We start from the raw sequence: 15,924 nt of genomic DNA on the forward strand, positions 1-15,924 counted from the left end.
GGTCGCTGCGCAGCACCCTCACCAGCCTCCCGCGCAGCAACCGGGACTGGGTCTTTTTCTGAGGTGCGCGCCGCGCGCCCCACTCCATCCCTTCAGGAACCCCACCATGAACACCTCCTCTTCATCCACCGCCCTGCGGGCCACGTCCAGCTTCTACGGCGAGCACCCCGCCATGCGCCTTGTGCGCCTGACCCTGGGCGCCACCGAGCGACTGTGGCCCGCACTGGCCGTGCGCGTGGCTGCGCGCCTGTTTGGCACGCCCTTACCACTGCGCAAACCCGGCCGCCAAGCCGTGCCGCCAGGCCACTGGCGCACAGAGCGCTGGCCGTTTGAAGACGCCGAGATCACGCTGTACCTGCCCCAGGCCCAGCCGCACGGCCCCACGGTGCTCCTGCTGCACGGCTGGGGCGGGCATGCACGCCAGATGCTGCCGCTGGCCGATGCCCTGGCAGCGCGCGGCCTGCGCCCGGTGCTGGTGGACCTGCCTGCGCACGGTGGCAGCCGGGGCCGCGTGAGCAACCTGCCCCAGTTCGCCCGCGCCATCGAATACGCCACCGCCCGCCTGCACGCGCAGGACTCGGCGCCCCATGCCGTGGTGGCCCATTCGCTGGCCGCCAACGCAGCGGCGCACGCGGCCAGCCGGGGCCTGGCCACCCAGCGGCTGGTGCTGCTGGCACCGCCCGCGTCGCCGCACGAATACACGCGCCTGTTCGCCCAGGTGTTCGGCCTTTCGGAGCGCACGCGTGCCACCCTGCAGCGGCGCATCGAAGCCCGAGAAGGCATCCTGATGCGCCAGTTCGAGCCCCCGGCTGTGGGCCCACGCATCGCGCTGCCCACGCTGGTGGTGCACGACCGCGGCGACCGCATCAACCGCTTTGCCGATGGCGAGGCCTACCGCGACCACATCCCGGGCGCCACGCTGCTGGCCACCGAGGGGCTGGGGCACCGCAAGATCCTGCAGCAGGTAGAGGTGCTGCAGTCGGTGGTGGACTTCGTGGCGAGCTAGTGTCCCGAATTGGAAATTCGTTTCATAAAGACGTCGAGAATCGCCGCCATGCTGCGTTGCAAATCCTCGCGATAGCACCGGCTATCGCTGTGGTTTGCGCCTTGCCTGACGACGATTTCGACATCTTTATTTCATCAACGAACTTCCAACTCGGGACACTTGGTGCCGGTCAGCCCAGACTGCTGAGCGCCTGTGCCAGGTCCGCGCGCAGGTCGCGGGCGTCTTCCAGCCCCACATGCAGGCGGACAAGGCGACCCTCATCCGGCAGCGTTGCCAGGTGGCGCTGGTCATAGGGCACGGCGGGCAGCACCAGGCTTTCGTACCCGCCCCAGCTGGTGCCCAGGCTAAAGAGCGCAAGCGCGTCGATGAACGCCGCAAATGCGGTTTCGCTGCACGGCGCCAGCTCGAAGGTGAACGGCCCCGCAGCGCCCGAAAACTGCGCGCGCCAAAGCGCGTGGCCCGGGTCGGAGGGGAGTGCCGGGAACAGCACGCGCCGGACCTGTGGCTGCTGTTGCAGCCATTGGGCCGTCGCCAAGGCGGTCTGCTGGTGCCGTTCGAGCCGCACTGCCAGGGTGCGCAGGCCGCGCAGCGCCAGCCAGCACACATCGGGCGCCGCATGTGCGCCGCTGCGGTCGCAAAAGCGCCGGGTGCTGGCCAGGTCTGCGTGCGACCCCGTGATGAGCCCCAGCATGAGGTCGGAATGCCCGTTGATGTATTTGGTGGCCGAATGGATGGCGATGTGCACGCCCAGGGCGTGGGCATCCAGGAACACCGGCGTGCCCCAGGTGGCATCCACCGCCACCGGGATGTGGCGCTGGCGTGCCGCCGCGCACACGGCGCGCACGTCCAGCATCTCCATGGTCAGCGACGCGGGGGTCTCGATGTAGACCAGGCTGGTGTTGTCCCGCAGGTAGGGCGCGATGTCGGCGCCTTCCGGAAAGTACTCGACGGTGGTGCCCTGCGGCACCAGTTCCTGGTCGCAGAAGATGCGCGTGGGCCCGTACACACACTGGTTCAGCAGCAGGTGGCGCCCCGGGCCCGCATGGGCACTGAGCACGGCCACGATGGCCGCCAGTCCGCTGGCTGTGGCCAGGCAGGTTTCTGCGCCCGACAACGCGGCCATGCAGCGCTGCAGCTCAAACGTGGTGGAGGTGCCCGAGCGGCCGTAGCGCGGCGAGTCGAACACGGTCTGGTGGTGCGCGTGTTTGTAGGCAGCCAGGGTGTCGAACACGACGGTCGAGGCCCGCACCAGCGGCGGGTTGATGGCCTGGGCGGCGCGGGCCGTCTGGCGACCCGAATGGACAAGGAAGGTGGTGGTGTACATGGGCTGGGGGCGGGTTTCGGGGAAGGAGTGGGGGAGGAGGTGGTTTCATAATAGGACGGCATGTCAGCACCAGAACGCCAACAAACATCGCCAGGGCGCCAAGACGCCGGCCTGTGGGCCACGCTCGCAAAAACGCACGCGGCCGGCACACTTTTGCCAGCGCACCAGCACCGCAGCGGCCAGCTGGTGTTTGCCACGCGGGGCGTGATGCTGGTGGAGACACCCCACGCGCGCTGGACCGTGCCGCCGCAGCGGGCGCTGTGGGTGCCCCCGCACCACGCCCATGCGATCGAAATCCTCTCCGCCACCGACCTGCGCACGGTGTACTGCCAGCCGGCGCTGGTGGCGCAGTGCGCATCGTTTGCGCGCCGGGACGAGGTGCACGCGGTGGTCGCGTCGCCGCTGATCCAGCAGCTGGTGCTGGGGCTCTTCAACGGCGGGTTCGACCACCCCACGCGGCAGTTGATGGTGTCCCTGCTGCTGCATACGCTGCAGCACACGCCCTGCCTGCCCACCCACCTGCCGATGCCTGCCAGCGAAGGGCTGCGGCGCGCGCTCGCGCTGTTGCTGCAGGCCCACCAGTGGCAGCTCTCGCTGCACGAACTCGCGGCCGAGGCCGCGATGTCCGACCGCACCTTCACCCGGCGCTTCACGGCGGAAGCGGGTCTGAGCTTTCGCGCCTGGCGCCAGCGTGCGCGCATCATTGCCTCTCTCGATCTGCTGGCCTCGGGCCGCCCGGTCAAGGGCATCGCACACGCCCTGCAGTTCGAGAGCCCCGCCGCGTACATCGCCTCGTTCCGCACGCTGCTGGGCTGCACACCGAACACCTTCCGCCAGGGGCAGCACGGCGACACGCACGCATAGCCACCGTACGGGCAGACCCTGCCCTGGGGCCGCGCTGGGTGCCGGGAGCCTCCTCTATCATTCGCAGTCCGGAGCCCTGACGCTGCCCGACACACTCTCCGATCCGCCCCCACATTCTTCCGATGCATCTCCTCATGTCCGCCTGGCCTGCCCTGGCCCTGCTGCTGCCCGCCCTGGTGCTGGTGTCGGCCATCTACTTCCTGGCCAAGGGCGACCGCAGGGCGTTTGCGCAGCTGCTGGCCCTGCTGGCCTGCTGGGTCATCGGTGCGTTGCTGATGGAGTTCTTCATCTTCATGGCGGCACGCATGGCACGTTCGGGCAGCGCGGCCATGCCAGTGCTGGGCACGGGCACACGCCAGCTGCTGGAGACCATGGCCAGCCCGCGCTCCATCGCCGCACCACCGCTGTCGCTGGCCGCCATGGCGGCCTACAGCGTGCTGGCGGCGTACCTGTGGGTGCTGGTCACCTGGGGGCTGCACCTGCGCGGCAAGCCAGCGGGTGGCGCCCGCAAGAAGCCCGCCAAGGGCGCGCGCAAACCGGCACGCTCGTAACGCACCATAATTTTTGATGTTTTAAGGCCCTAGCGCTTATCCTGTATCATTTTTTAGCTATTTAATTTATAGCATTCAGGCACCCTGCCTTGATGCAGGGCAAACCGCCGCGCGGAGTGCCCGCCCACAATGGCAAGCCCCACCCCACGGTTGCAGGGTGGATGCCGGGCTGCTTCGCCCGGTCTTCTTGCCATGACCTCCTCCTCACACAGCGACGTTCTCATCGTCGGCGCGGGCCCTGCGGGCCTGTCGCTGGCCATTTCCCTGGCGCAGGCCGGGTTCACCACCACCGTGGTCGAACAGCAGTCTGAGGCCACGTTGGCCCACCCCGCGCCCGATGGCCGCGAGATCGCGCTCACCCACCCCAGCGTGGCCACGCTACAGCGGCTAGGCACCTGGGCCGGCCTGGCGCCCCACGAGGTGGGCACCATCCGCGAAGCGCAGGTGCACGACGGCCCGCTGGGCCTGCGCAGCGCCCTGCAGCTGGGCACCCAGGGTACGGGGCTGGAGGCTCTGGGCTTCATCGTGCCCAACCACGCACTGCGCCGCACGGCCTATGCCGTGGCGGCACGCACACCGGGTGTCCGCATCGTGACCGGCGCCCAGGTGGTGCGCGTGGCCACGCAGTCCACCCATGCCGAGCTGGAGTACCTTCCCCAGACTCCCGCCGGTGCCCCCAGCGATGGCCCCGCGCCATCGCCACAACGTCTGCAGGCCCCGCTGCTGGTGGCGGCGGACAGTCGCTTCTCGGCCACGCGGCGGCAGCTGGGCATTGGCGCACGCATGACGGACTTTGGCCGCACCGTGATCGTTTGCCGCATGCGCCATGCCCAACCCCATGGCGGCGTGGCGCACGAGTGTTTTGGCTATGAACGCACGCTGGCGGTGCTGCCCTTGCCCAATGACCCCCAAGAGGGGCATGCGCTGTGCTCGGTGGTGGTCACGGCGGGCACTGCCGACGCAGGTGCGCTGATGGCCCAGAACCCGCAGGCCTTCGCCGCTACGGTGCAGGCCCAGCTGGGCGACCGCCTGGGGCCTTTGCAGCTGGAGGGCGAACGCCACGCCTACCCGCTGGTGGCCGTGTATGCACAGCGTTTTGCAGACCACCGCTGCGCGTTGCTGGGCGATGCCGCCGTGGGCATGCACCCCGTGACGGCGCATGGCTACAACCTGGGGCTGGCCGGTGTGGAGCGCCTGACGGCCGCCGTGGTGGCAGCCCGCAGCCAGGGCCACGACATCGGCAATGGCGAAGCCCTGGCCACCTATGCGCGGGCGCACCACCGCCACGCATGGCCGATGTACGAGGGCACCAATGCCATCGTGCGGCTGTACACCGACACCCGTCCGGTGCCACGCCTGCTGCGGCAGCTGGTGCTGCAGGGCGCGCGGCGGCTGCCGCCGCTGCAGGCGGCCATCGTGGGGCAGCTCACTGGCCAGGCGCCACGATGGATGCGAGCACTGGCGCCCAGGCATTAGCACAAGCTTTGCAACCGCCACCCCCTCCGGAGGAAGACGCGAAGCGGCTCAGGGGGAGCCGTCTCCCACGCCGAGGGTCGCCATGCCATACAGCGGCGCCCCCAGCCACGGCCACCACATCGTTTCCAGCACCACACCCGGCCAGCCATAACACTCCGACACGCTCTGCTGGCGCAGCAGCGCCAGGCGCGGGTGTGCGGCAGTCAGCTCGTCCATGCTGCCCACGCCCCAGTGGAACTCCGCCCCCGTGGGTCCCACGCTGGCGTGCTGCGCCGCGCGGCCCACGGCACGGTGCGTCATGACATCAATCACCAGGCGCGAGCCTTCCGGCGCGCACTGCGCAAACTCGCGCAGCACGGCCTGCACCTGCGCGGGCTGCAGGTACATGAGCACTCCTTCGCAGACGATGAACACCGGCTGCACGCCCGCGCCATCGCCCTCCCCTTCCTCCTTTGGCAGCCCCAGCCGCTGCCACCAGCCAGGCTGCGTGATGTCCACCGTGGCATGGCGCGTGCGCGGGCAGCGCACCGGCAGCAGCTCGCGGCGCAGGTCCATGACCTCGGGCAGATCAGCATCGAGCCACTGGTTGGCGCCCGTATCGAGCCACTGAAAGTGGTGCGACAGGCCACAGCCCAGGCTCACGCCGCCAGCCTTCGGGTGCGCAAGGAAGAAACTGCGGCCCGCATCCTTGATGGCGCGCGTGCGCCACAGTACGTTGAGCACCGTGGGCAAGTCGTCCAGGCACGGTTCCACATCGGCACCCAGGCGCTCCACCAGGCTGGTGGCCACCACGTCGTTGCAGGCCAGCCAAGGAAAGTAACGGCTCCCGCGCGCGCGCGCGGCCAGCGGGATCAGGAGGGTGCTGGGCACGGCCCGCAGGTGGGCGCGCTGCAGCAGGCAGGGGGTAGCGGAGTCGGAGGCGGCGGCGCCATCCCCCGCGTTCTCAGGGTTGCGCTGCGCCGGGGCGGCGGTGGTGCGGGCACGGCGTCGGGTTGGGGGCGGATGCGGCTGCAAGGTCCTCTCCTCCTGTGGCCACCGGGTGCCACGGCTGGTTGGTTGTTTGCGACGGGGCCCACCAGAACACAGGCCTGCGCCATTGTGAACGGGTTGGAGTGTGGTGCGGGGGATGGGCTGGGTGCGTGAAGGGACACCATCACGCCCTCCATCCGGCGCTGCCGCTGTGTCAACGCTCCATGATCCGCGCAAACGCAAGTGGCCGCCAGAGCCTGCGTGGGGTGTTCTTGATGGATCGCAAGGGCGTGGCTACACTGCGGCCCTTCACCATCTGGGTACCGCTTCATCGTACTGCCCGTGTCACTCGGTACAAGTGACAAACGGGCATGTTCGGCCAAGGTGCCCCATGAATCCAAACCTATCGGCCTGGCTGCTCGTCGCAGCCAGCGTCATTGCAGAAGTTGCCGGAACCGTCGCGCTCAAGTACTCCGATGGCTTCTCCAGACTCCTCCCGTCCGGCATGGCAGCTGCGTGCTACGCACTCGCCATCTGGCTCATGGCCGTGGCCATGCGCCAGCTCGACATGGGCCTCACCTATGCAGTCTGGGCGGCCAGCGGCACGGCGGCCGCAGCCGTGGTGGGGATGGCGCTGTTTGGCGAGCCAGTGGGTGTCATCAAAGTAGTGGGTCTGGTGTGCGTGGTGGGAGGCGTTGTCATGCTCCACCTCGGAAGCTCTCAGTGATGGCTTCTGGTGTTGATCAAGGCCCACACCAATTCCACCCCGGCCGTCAGCAGATCGCCCGTGAATGAGCTGTCGCTCGCATCACTGGTGCTGGTGAACGCGCGCTTTTGCCGCTCGCGTTCGGCGCGGCTGCGGTCGCGCTCCAGGGCCACCAGGGCGTCGCCGATGTCCACCGAGGGGGTGGCGAGGGTGGTGCGCTCGGTGCTGGCCTTGGCGTAGCCCTCCATGGCGCGCACCACGGCGTCGGGGTCGATGAGGGAGAACGCGGCGCGGCAGTAGGGGCAGGCGTGGTCCTTGCGGATGTCCACGGGGGCGCCGCAGCTGGTGCAGTAGATGGCGCCCACGCGTTTGGCCAGGTCGTCGATCTCGGGGCGCGTCATGTGGCGCACAAAGCCTTTTTCGACCATGAAGGACGAGAAGGTGCTGAAGCGGCCATGCAGGCGGGCGCAGCGGTAGATCATGTAGCGGCCGCTGCGCACCACGTCAAAACCTTTGGCCAGGCTGGTGTTGCAGCGCGGGCAGGCCATGCGTTCTGCCAGGGGCTGGTGCTGGTCGGTGCGGTGTTCGTGCAGCAGGCGGAACAGCTCGACCACCGACTGGGGCGCGAGCTTGAGGTTTTCGTGCCTGTCAAACCACAGTCCCTGGCAGGCAAAACAGATGTCCAGCTCCAGCGAGTGCCCCTGGTTGCTGGTGAACCGGTGGGCCTGCATGGGCTGGCGGCAGTTGGGGCAGGACGGCTGAGAGTGCATGGCGGCGGTGCCCACAAGGGGCAGAGCGGGGTAGGCCCAAATGCTAACCCGGGGCACGGCGGACGCCCGGCGAAAGAGTCGCAGCTTCGCGGCATTGCCTCACCCATCCACTAGCATTCGCGCCTCAACAACAAGGAACCGACAAGATGGGATTCATGAACTGGCGCACAAAAAGCGCTGAGGTGCTGCAACAAGGTGGGGTGATTGGGCCCGATGAGCGGCTGCCCTGGCCGCAGACGGCGGTGATGGGGGTGCAGCACGTGATTGCGATGTTTGGGGCCACGGTGCTGGCGCCCATCCTGATGGGCTTTGACCCGAACGTGGCGATTTTGATGAGCGGCGTGGGCACGCTGATCTTCTTCCTGGTCACGGGCGGCAAAGTGCCCAGCTACCTGGGGTCGAGCTTTGCGTTCATTGGCGTGGTGATTGCGGCCACGGGCTACGCGGGCAAAGGTGCCAACGCCAACATTGCCGTGGCGCTGGGCGGCATCATTGCGTGTGGCCTGGTCTACACGCTCATCGGCGCGCTGGTGCAGGCCATTGGCACGGGCTGGATCGAGCGCTTCATGCCGCCCGTGGTGACGGGCTCGGTGGTAGCGGTGATCGGGCTGAACCTGGCCGGTATTCCCATCAAGAACATGGCGGCCAGCAACTTTGACAGCTGGATGCAGGTGGTGACCTTTGTGAGCGTGGGCCTGGTGGCCGTGCTCACGCGCGGCATGGTGCAGCGCCTGCTGATTCTGGTGGGCTTGATCGTGGCGAGCATCATCTACGCGGTGCTGACCAACGGCCTGGGGCTGGGCAAGCCCATGGACCTGTCCGCACTGGCCAACGCCGCATGGTTTGGTTTGCCCAACTTTGCTGCGCCGGTGTTCGAAGCCAATGCCATGCTGCTGATCGCGCCCGTGGCCATCATCCTGGTGGCCGAGAACCTGGGCCACATCAAGGCCGTGACAGCCATGACGGGCCAAGACCTGGACCGCTACATGGGCCGCGCGTTCATGGGCGACGGCGTGGCCACCATGGTGAGCGGCGCTGCAGGCGGCACAGGCGTGACCACCTATGCCGAAAACATCGGCGTGATGGCGGCGACCAAGATCTACTCCACCGCCGTGTTCCTGCTGGCGGGTGTGTTTGCGCTGGTGCTGGGCTTTTCCCCCAAGTTCGGCGCGCTGATCCAGACCATTCCGCTGCCGGTGATGGGCGGAGTGTCCATCGTGGTGTTTGGCCTGATTGCGGTGGCGGGCGCCAAGATCTGGGTGGACAACAAGGTGGACTTCTCGCAGAACAAGAACCTCATCGTGGCGGCCATCACCCTCATCCTGGGCACGGGCGACTTCACGCTCAAGTTCGGCCAGTTTGCGCTGGGCGGCATCGGCACCGCCACGTTCGGGGCGATCCTGCTGTACGCGCTGCTCAACCGCAAAGCGGCGTAATCTGCGGGTATGGGGACGCCGGACCGCATTTGTAAGGGTTAACCCTTAATTTGTAAGGAACGAAGGCTAGCATCCTGGGTTTTGTCCACAGGGCCATCCGCTCACCGGGCGGGTGGCCTTTTTCTTTTTGCGGAGTTTGTTCATGTCCCTGGCCGATCGGGTGCTATACCCCGACTTTCTCTCCCGCACCATGTCCGCCGATGAAGCGGCCGCCCTGATCCCTGCCGGCGCCCATGTGGGCATGAGCGGATTCACCGGCGCGGGCTACCCCAAGGCTGTGCCGGGCGCGCTGGCCCGCCGCATCGAAAGCCTGAACGCGCAGGGCCATGGCTTCAAGATCGGTCTGTGGACGGGGGCCAGCACCGCGCCTGAGCTGGACGGCGCACTGGCCCAGGTGGACGGCATCGAGATGCGCCTGCCCTACCAGTCCGACCCGACGGTGCGCCGCCAGATCAATGCGGGGCAAATGCAGTATGTGGACATCCACCTGTCGCACGTGGCGCAGTTTGTGTGGTTTGGCTTTCTGGGCAAGCTCGACGTGGCCGTGGTCGAGGTGGCGGGCGTGTTGCCCGACGGGCGGCTGATCCCCTCGTCCTCGGTGGGCAACAACAAGACCTGGCTGGACCAGGCCGACAAAATCATCCTGGAGGTGAATGCCTGGCACAACCCGCAGCTGGAGGGCATGCACGACATCTACTACGGCACCGATGTGCCGCCGCACCGCAAGCCGATCCCGATGACACGGCCTGATGAGCGCATTGGCGAGCCCTACCTGCGCTGCGACCCGAGCAAGGTCATCGCCGTGGTGATGACCAACCAGCCCGATCGCAACAGTGTGTATGCCGCGCCGGACGACACCTCCAACCGCATCGCAGGCCACATCATTGAGTTTTTGCAGCACGAGGTGAAAAAGGGCCGCCTGCCCAAAGACCTGCTGCCGCTGCAGTCGGGCGTGGGCAACATCGCCAACGCGGTGCTGGCGGGGCTGAACAACGGGCCGTTCGAGAACCTCACCGCCTACACCGAGGTGCTGCAGGACGGCATGCTGGACATGCTGCGCTCGGGCACGCTGGCCAGCGCATCGGCCACGGCGCTGTCGCTGAGCCCTGCGGCCATGCAGGACTTCAACGAGCGCATCGACTATTACAAGCAGCGCATCGTGCTGCGCCCGCAGGAGATCAGCAACCACCCCGAGCTGATCCGCCGCATGGGCCTGATTGCGATGAACGGCATGATCGAGGCCGACATCTACGGCAACGTGAACTCGACCCACATCATGGGCTCCGCCATCATGAACGGCATCGGCGGCTCGGGCGACTTTGCGCGCAATGCCTACCTGTCGATCTTCATGACGCCGTCGCTGGCCAAGAACGGCAGCATCTCCTGCATCGTGCCCATGGCCTCGCATGTGGACCACACCGAGCACGATGTGCAGATCCTTGTGACCGAGCAGGGTTTGGCCGACCTGCGTGGGCACTCGCCCTCGCAACGGGCGCAGATCATCATCGACCGCTGCGCGCACCCCGACTTCCGCCCTGCGCTGCACGACTACGTGGCCCGCGCCAAGCGGGGCGCCGTGGGCCAGCACACACCGCACCTGCTGAACGAGGCGCTGACGTGGCACCAGCGGTATGTGGAGACGGGCAGCATGCGCGCGCCAGCGGGCCCTGGCAGCACGGTGTAAAGAGGACACCCCCAGGCCTGCCAGGCCTTTGACAGCCAATTGCCAGCCTGGGCAGATAAAATCAGGGTTAACCCTAGGTCTATCGACCTCCCCCAGTCCACCCTCCACCAGCCCCTATCCGGGGCTGGTGGCTTTTTTGCCTGCGAGTTTTTTTGACCATGCAACGCCGTCAGTTCACCCAATCCCTTGTGGCCGCAAGCACCGGCCTGCTGCTTGCCACCTCTTCGCGCGCCGTGGGCGTGCAGGACCCCATGGACGCCAAGAGCGTGACCATTGGCTGCTCCATCGGCATGACCGGCGCACTGGCCAGCCTGGGCAAGGAATTGAAGCAAGGGCTGGATGCGGGCATTGCACAGGCCAACGCCAAGGGCATCCATGGCCGCGAGATCAAGCTGCTGGCACTGGACGACGGCTACGACGCCGCGCGCTCCGAAGACAACGTGCGCAAGCTGATTGCCGACGCCAACGTGGTCTCGCTGATCTCCTGCATGGGCACGGCCAACAACCAGCGCATCCTGCCGCTGGTGGACGAGGCGCAGATCCCCTATGTGGCCCCACAGAGCGGTGCCACGTCGCTGCGCAAGGCCGAGTACCGCTCGGTGTTCCACGTGCGCGCCAGCTACGCCGACGAAGCCCAGCGCCTGACGCAAAAGCTGGTGTCCATGGGCATGAACGACCTGGCCATCGTGTACCAAGACACGGCGTTTGGCCGCGAGTTTCTGGCGGACGTGAACAAGGCCATGGCAGCCGCCAAGCAGCCCGCGCCCAAGGCTTTCAAGCTGGATGCACAGGGCGCGCAGGTGCCCGATGTGGTGGGCAAGGCCGTGGCCGCCAAGGCCGCCGCTGTGCTTCTCGGAACCGCAGGTGACGTTACCGCCACACTGGTCAACGAGTTCAAGAAAGTGTCGTCCAGCACGCCGCTGGCCGCCACCAGCGTAGCGCTGTCGGGCGACAACCTGCGCCAGCTGGGCGGCAAGGCCTCGGGCATTGCACTGTCGATGGTGCTGCCCGACGCGGCCCGCACCAGCGTGGCCGTGGTGCGCGACTACCAGAAAGCCATGCGCGCGCTGGGCTACCAGGAGTTTTCGGCCCGCAGCTTTGAAGGCTATGTGAATGCCCGCGTGCTCACCGAAGGCCTGGAACGCGCCGGACGTGAGCTCACCCGCGCCAAGTTGCGCAGCGCACTGGCCGGTATCCGCAGCAGCGACCTGGGTGGCCTGTCCATCGACTACGCCGGCGGCGCGCCGTATGTGGGCTCGCGCTTTCTGGACCTGGGGGTGATGGGCGCCAACGGCAAGTTTGTGGGCTGAGGATTGATCGTCCGAACCATGCCGTGTCAGCTGTGCTAGGCGTCTGTAACGCCCTTTCCTTGGACCGACTATAGAGGGTTGTTGTCTGGCAATTGCTTCTGCATGCACAGCATCTATCCGCTGCGCATACTGCACAATGCCCCGGCCGAAGAGAGGGAGAAACTTCGGCTCCACACAAGCCTCTGTGGTGTGTCACCGCCGAGGCCACGACCATCTTCAGTGATCGATTGCATGAAAAATCTCGCATTGTTGACCTTGCCTCGGATGATTGGGGCCGCCCTGGTGGCGTGCAGCTTTCAGGCGTATGCGCAGACTCCCATTGACGTAAAAATCCTGGGCGTGACTTTTATCGAGGCCCCTCCTGGCAGAGACAAAAATCTGGTTCCGTTTGCTGCCACCGGCGACATGGAAAAGGTGGAGGTCAACGCTATTGCCACCACGCGCTCCGGTCTTTTCACCCAGTGGACGAACTCGTTCTTTGACAAAGGCGACGTGCGAGTGACGGCGGTGTTCCCCGACAAAACCACCCAGAGCCTGGGTCAGGCGGACATCGCCAGCTTTCCGAAATTTTCAACCGACGCTCGCTCACGCAGCTTCGCACTGACCCTCAACCGGCTGCCCGACAAGGCGGTGACCGGACTGATCTTCGAAGGGACGGTCCCCCTCAGCGTGGCCAAGCGGACCACAAAAACGGCCCAGGCTTTCGACCCGGACCGCCCAGGCCCCATCAAGCTGGGCGGGGTAGACATCAAGCAGTTCAAGGTGGAGGGAAAGAGCGTCCAGTTCCAGGGCAATGACACGCTGCTGCGCATCAAGACACTGTCCTTCAAGCTCTCCTCCGGCCAAGTGGTGCGAGCCGAGCGCGGCGCATGGGCGCGTATGAACAACGAACACCAGCAAACGTGGAATATCGACACAGCCTTTACCCGCGGCGAACTGCAGGCCGAGCTGTACGAAGACATGGAGACCGTGCGCCAACCCGTGCGTTTTGTCATCGGCCGCCCCTGGTAACGCCGCTTGCGTAGTGAGCGCACTGACAGAGGGCATACAGCAAAGCTGAGAGCGTACATAGGAAGCTCCACCTGCTCACCGCGGGCCATAGGCACAATCGCGGCTCGTACTGACCCGGCTCTGACGCCCGTTGAACACCATGCCCATCTGGAAAAAACCCATCGACCTGGCTCTGCTGGAGGCCGCCAACCGCAACACCGCCGTAGAGCACCTGGGCATTGAATTTGTCGAGGTGGGTGACGATTTTCTGCGTGCACGGGTGCCCGTGGACCACCGCACCGTGCAACCCTTTCGCCTGCTGCACGGCGGGGTCAGCGTGGTGCTGGCGGAGTCGCTGGGCTCCACCGGCGCCTACTACACCCTGCCCGACGGTTACCGCGCCGTGGGCCTGGACATCAACGCCAACCACCTGCGCTCTGCCACCAGCGGCTGGGTGACCGGGACGGCACGGCCCGTGCACATTGGCCGCACCACACATGTGTGGCACATCGATATGCACAACGAAGCGGGTGAGCTGACCTGCGTGTCGCGGCTGACGATGGCGATCCTGGCACCGAGATAAGGTACATCCCCCTGAGGCACTGCGTGCCTTCCCCCTTCTCTCGAATCGCAGGCGCGATTCGGGAAGGGGGACGCAGCCCTCGCTGCGGGGCGGCCCTTGCTCGGCTGCCCTGGCCTGGTGCGCGCCAGTTGCAAAAGGCAGTGAAAATATGAGGAAAATTGGCCGCTACCGCACGACCATCAAGCGCAAGCAGCTATCTATTCAGTAGCATTCTGCTGCGCCAGACGCTCGCTTTTCCAGTACACGTCATCGCCACCGTCCATGCGGTTGAGCACGCGGGCGAGCACGAACATCAGGTCGGACAGGCGGTTGAGGTACTGCCGGGGTGCGTCGTTGATGGCCTCTTCGTTGCCCAGCGCCACCACCACACGCTCTGCGCGGCGCGCCACGGTGCGGCAGACGTGGGCTTGCGCGGCGGCGCGGGTGCCTGCGGGAAGGATGAACTCCTGCAGCCGGGGCAGCGCCGCGTTGTGGTGGGCCAGCGCCTCATCGAGCGCCAGTACCGCCTCGGCCTTCAGCAGTTCGTAGCCGGGAATCGACAACTCGCCCCCTAGGTTGAACAGCTGGTGCTGCACCTCGACAAGCAGCTCGCGCACATCGGCGGGAACGCGCTCGCAAAGCAGCAGGCCGATGTGGGAGTTGAGTTCGTCCACGTCGCCCAGAGCATGGATGCGCAGGCTGTTTTTGGAAACGCGTTGGTTGTTGCCCAGTCCGGTGGTACCGGCGTCGCCGGTGCGCGTGGCGATCTGTGTGAGTCGGTTGCCCATGGGGTGCCTCGGTAAGGTGGAGCGCAGGTGGCAGGGGCGCCGCATGCGGTGGAAGAATTCGCAGATTCTCCGCCACCCAGGCCTACTGGGGTGGGAGGGGGCCTATCACCCTGCTCTCCGCACAAGAAGCCACATTGCGATATGGCTTCACCGTGCCACGCGCTGCCCAGACAGACCAACGCCCCTGCCATCACATGCAGGGGCGTTGGTTCGAACCCGTTGGCTACGCACGGCCCGATCAGTGGGTCATGGGGGTGCGGTTGAGCTTGTCAATGTCGGCGGTGGATACGCCCGTGTTCGTGGGCTGCAGGGTGTTCCAGGCGTTCGCATGGTAGGTGTCCCACTCCTTGCGCGACACCATCCCGTCGCCATTGCTGTCCATCAAGCGTGCATTGACACGCGTCTGTGCGGTGGCTGCGGCCTTGCCGCCTGCTGCACTGGGGTTGATCTCGGCCACAGGGGCGGCACGGCCGTCACCCGCGGTGGGGTTGGCGGGTGCTGCGCTGCTCTGGCTGCTGCGCATGTCCACCTTGTTCTGGGCATTGGCAGCCGCAGCGCCGCCCGATGCGGTGGGGTTGACTTCTGCAGGCGGACGCGCGGTGACATTGGCGGGGGCTTGTGCCAAGGCGGCGGTGCACGCCAGTGTGGCCAGGGCGGCGAGGATGGTTTGCTTTTGCATGAAAGGCTCCTTCGATAAAACACCAGAACAAGCGAATTGCTTGGATTCATTGTTTTGGCGCGCACGCCCGTCGCTTGTAGGACGTACACGGGCCTGCCGGTCATCCTGCGCATAAGCGCCGCCGTGGGGCATGCCGCCCCAAGCCTCTCTCTCCGATGCCAGGGCTGCAGGCAACCTGCGAGCTACTTCTGGCTACATCCATCCGCAAAAACTACATGTGCCGGTACTGCCGGGTTACACCACACTGGGAAATGTTGACCTGGGCAACAGCAGGCAAGAGTGCTGGCCTTCACCACCGTGCTGCGGTGCAATGCAACCCTGTTCAACTTCGAAGGAGCTTAGCTTCCATGAAAGCACTGCAACGACGCACCTATTCGTTCGACACGCGCAGCGTGATGCTTTTCGCCGCCATCTCCCTGGGCGGTGCAGGCGCATTGCAAGCACAGACCACTTCGGCATCGCCCCAGCCCGCCCCAGCCAGTAAAACGGCACCCCAGGCGGACTCCAAATATTCGTATGGTCCCGGCACCGGCAACCCATCGAGGGCGGCCACCACGGCATTCAACCGCGCAGACCTCGACAAGGATGGCCAGCTGACCGAGAAGGAAGCGACACAGCTGCCGGCCATCAGCCAGCGCTTCAAGGAACTGGACAAGGACCAGAGCGGCGCACTGTCACCCTCAGAATTCGAGAAGGGCCTTCTGTCCTGAGTTTTTTCGTGAGGCGCCTGGGCCTGGCATGGGTACCAGCCTCCGGGTGGCCTCTGGGATGTAGCGGGCCATTGGGGCCTGCGGGCCCGCCTGCCCTGG

At 66.3% G+C, this 15,924-nt stretch carries 16 protein-coding genes; 11 read left to right on the forward strand and 5 right to left on the reverse strand.

Annotated features, from left to right (window positions below; translation table 11 throughout):
* The first annotated feature begins 106 nt into the window (after positions 1 to 106).
* Complete coding sequence (locus tag LPA35_RS10810) at positions 107 to 1,006, forward strand: alpha/beta fold hydrolase (protein ID WP_228896976.1); 900 nt, start codon at positions 107 to 109, stop codon at positions 1,004 to 1,006.
* A 169-nt stretch (positions 1,007 to 1,175) separates the two neighbouring features.
* Here the strand turns inward: LPA35_RS10810 and metC are convergent, their stop codons facing one another.
* On the reverse strand, positions 1,176 to 2,330 hold the full coding sequence (gene metC / locus LPA35_RS10815) for a cystathionine beta-lyase (protein ID WP_228896977.1): 1,155 nt from the start codon (positions 2,328 to 2,330) through the stop codon (positions 1,176 to 1,178).
* Between the two features lie 60 nt (positions 2,331 to 2,390).
* Here metC and LPA35_RS10820 point away from each other — a divergent pair, with 60 nt between their 5' ends.
* The 3 genes from LPA35_RS10820 to ubiM all read left to right on the forward strand — a co-directional run bounded on the left by LPA35_RS10820 (position 2,391) and on the right by ubiM (position 5,221).
* Positions 2,391 to 3,194: a helix-turn-helix transcriptional regulator gene (locus LPA35_RS10820; RefSeq protein WP_228896978.1), complete on the forward strand. Its 804-nt coding sequence runs from the start codon at positions 2,391 to 2,393 to the stop codon at positions 3,192 to 3,194.
* Between the two features lie 134 nt (positions 3,195 to 3,328).
* Complete coding sequence (locus tag LPA35_RS10825; RefSeq protein WP_082437353.1) at positions 3,329 to 3,745, forward strand: hypothetical protein; 417 nt, start codon at positions 3,329 to 3,331, stop codon at positions 3,743 to 3,745.
* A gap of 192 nt (positions 3,746 to 3,937) precedes the next feature.
* Positions 3,938 to 5,221 carry a 5-demethoxyubiquinol-8 5-hydroxylase UbiM gene (gene ubiM / locus LPA35_RS10830; protein ID WP_228896979.1) on the forward strand — a complete coding sequence of 428 codons (1,284 nt, stop codon included), beginning with the start codon at positions 3,938 to 3,940 and terminating at the stop codon, positions 5,219 to 5,221.
* 48 nt (positions 5,222 to 5,269) lie between these two features.
* Here the strand turns inward: ubiM and LPA35_RS10835 are convergent, their stop codons facing one another.
* A complete protein-coding gene (locus tag LPA35_RS10835) occupies positions 5,270 to 6,235 on the reverse strand; it encodes a class I SAM-dependent methyltransferase (protein ID WP_228896980.1) in 966 nt (321 codons plus the stop codon).
* 346 nt (positions 6,236 to 6,581) lie between these two features.
* Between LPA35_RS10835 and LPA35_RS10840 the strand changes: the two genes are divergently transcribed.
* A complete protein-coding gene (locus LPA35_RS10840; RefSeq protein ID WP_228896981.1) occupies positions 6,582 to 6,917 on the forward strand; it encodes a multidrug efflux SMR transporter in 336 nt (111 codons plus the stop codon).
* Here the strand turns inward: LPA35_RS10840 and LPA35_RS10845 are convergent.
* Entirely contained in the window at positions 6,911 to 7,666 is a 756-nt protein-coding gene (locus LPA35_RS10845; RefSeq protein ID WP_255669610.1) for a zf-TFIIB domain-containing protein, read from the reverse strand. The genes LPA35_RS10840 and LPA35_RS10845 overlap by 7 nt on opposite strands.
* A gap of 146 nt (positions 7,667 to 7,812) precedes the next feature.
* On the opposite strand from LPA35_RS10845, the gene LPA35_RS10850 reads away from it, so the two are divergent.
* The 5 genes from LPA35_RS10850 (at position 7,813) to LPA35_RS10870 (ending at position 13,669) form a co-directional block, all read left to right on the forward strand.
* Positions 7,813 to 9,102, forward strand: a complete 1,290-nt coding sequence (locus tag LPA35_RS10850; protein ID WP_228896982.1) for a solute carrier family 23 protein — start codon at positions 7,813 to 7,815, stop codon at positions 9,100 to 9,102.
* 142 nt (positions 9,103 to 9,244) lie between these two features.
* Positions 9,245 to 10,786 (forward strand): acetyl-CoA hydrolase/transferase family protein, encoded by a 1,542-nt coding sequence (locus LPA35_RS10855; RefSeq protein WP_228896983.1) that lies wholly within the window; start codon positions 9,245 to 9,247, stop codon positions 10,784 to 10,786.
* Positions 10,787 to 10,944: 158 nt separating this feature from the next.
* Positions 10,945 to 12,096, forward strand: coding sequence for an ABC transporter substrate-binding protein (locus tag LPA35_RS10860; protein ID WP_228896984.1), 1,152 nt, complete (start codon positions 10,945 to 10,947; stop codon positions 12,094 to 12,096).
* Positions 12,097 to 12,198: 102 nt separating this feature from the next.
* Positions 12,199 to 13,107: a hypothetical protein gene (locus LPA35_RS10865; protein ID WP_228896985.1), complete on the forward strand. Its 909-nt coding sequence runs from the start codon at positions 12,199 to 12,201 to the stop codon at positions 13,105 to 13,107.
* 139 nt (positions 13,108 to 13,246) lie between these two features.
* Positions 13,247 to 13,669 carry a hotdog fold thioesterase gene (locus LPA35_RS10870; protein WP_218301357.1) on the forward strand — a complete coding sequence of 141 codons (423 nt, stop codon included), beginning with the start codon at positions 13,247 to 13,249 and terminating at the stop codon, positions 13,667 to 13,669.
* A 197-nt stretch (positions 13,670 to 13,866) separates the two neighbouring features.
* On the opposite strand, the gene LPA35_RS10875 is transcribed toward LPA35_RS10870, so the two are convergent.
* A complete protein-coding gene (locus tag LPA35_RS10875; protein WP_121421821.1) occupies positions 13,867 to 14,436 on the reverse strand; it encodes a cob(I)yrinic acid a,c-diamide adenosyltransferase in 570 nt (189 codons plus the stop codon).
* 238 nt (positions 14,437 to 14,674) lie between these two features.
* Positions 14,675 to 15,115 (reverse strand): hypothetical protein, encoded by a 441-nt coding sequence (locus LPA35_RS10880; RefSeq protein ID WP_121421820.1) that lies wholly within the window; start codon positions 15,113 to 15,115, stop codon positions 14,675 to 14,677.
* Between the two features lie 347 nt (positions 15,116 to 15,462).
* Between LPA35_RS10880 and LPA35_RS10885 the strand changes: the two genes are divergently transcribed.
* A complete protein-coding gene (locus tag LPA35_RS10885) occupies positions 15,463 to 15,825 on the forward strand; it encodes a calcium-binding protein (protein ID WP_055396178.1) in 363 nt (120 codons plus the stop codon).
* Positions 15,826 to 15,924: the final 99 nt, after the last annotated feature.

The sequence above is a fragment of the Acidovorax sp. Leaf73 genome (genome assembly GCF_916855635.1).
Lineage (GTDB): Bacteria > Pseudomonadota > Gammaproteobacteria > Burkholderiales > Burkholderiaceae_C > Acidovorax > Acidovorax facilis.

Bases quoted from the DNA above. Each gene is read 5' to 3' on its own strand.
- LPA35_RS10860 (WP_228896984.1), top strand. From the start codon at position 10,945: ATGCAACGCCGTCAGTTCACCCAATCCCTTGTGGCCGCAAGCACCGGC.
- LPA35_RS10850 (WP_228896982.1), top strand. From the start codon at position 7,813: ATGGGATTCATGAACTGGCGCACAAAAAGCGCTGAGGTGCTGCAACAA.
- LPA35_RS10885 (WP_055396178.1), top strand. From the start codon at position 15,463: ATGAAAGCACTGCAACGACGCACCTATTCGTTCGACACGCGCAGCGTG.
- LPA35_RS10845 (WP_255669610.1), bottom strand. From the start codon at position 7,666: ATGCACTCTCAGCCGTCCTGCCCCAACTGCCGCCAGCCCATGCAGGCC.
- LPA35_RS10820 (WP_228896978.1), top strand. From the start codon at position 2,391: ATGTCAGCACCAGAACGCCAACAAACATCGCCAGGGCGCCAAGACGCC.
- ubiM (WP_228896979.1), top strand. From the start codon at position 3,938: ATGACCTCCTCCTCACACAGCGACGTTCTCATCGTCGGCGCGGGCCCT.
- metC (WP_228896977.1), bottom strand. From the start codon at position 2,330: ATGTACACCACCACCTTCCTTGTCCATTCGGGTCGCCAGACGGCCCGC.
- LPA35_RS10855 (WP_228896983.1), top strand. From the start codon at position 9,245: ATGTCCCTGGCCGATCGGGTGCTATACCCCGACTTTCTCTCCCGCACC.
- LPA35_RS10870 (WP_218301357.1), top strand. From the start codon at position 13,247: ATGCCCATCTGGAAAAAACCCATCGACCTGGCTCTGCTGGAGGCCGCC.
- LPA35_RS10875 (WP_121421821.1), bottom strand. From the start codon at position 14,436: ATGGGCAACCGACTCACACAGATCGCCACGCGCACCGGCGACGCCGGT.
- LPA35_RS10865 (WP_228896985.1), top strand. From the start codon at position 12,199: ATGCACAGCATCTATCCGCTGCGCATACTGCACAATGCCCCGGCCGAA.
- LPA35_RS10880 (WP_121421820.1), bottom strand. From the start codon at position 15,115: ATGCAAAAGCAAACCATCCTCGCCGCCCTGGCCACACTGGCGTGCACC.
- LPA35_RS10840 (WP_228896981.1), top strand. From the start codon at position 6,582: ATGAATCCAAACCTATCGGCCTGGCTGCTCGTCGCAGCCAGCGTCATT.
- LPA35_RS10810 (WP_228896976.1), top strand. From the start codon at position 107: ATGAACACCTCCTCTTCATCCACCGCCCTGCGGGCCACGTCCAGCTTC.
- LPA35_RS10825 (WP_082437353.1), top strand. From the start codon at position 3,329: ATGTCCGCCTGGCCTGCCCTGGCCCTGCTGCTGCCCGCCCTGGTGCTG.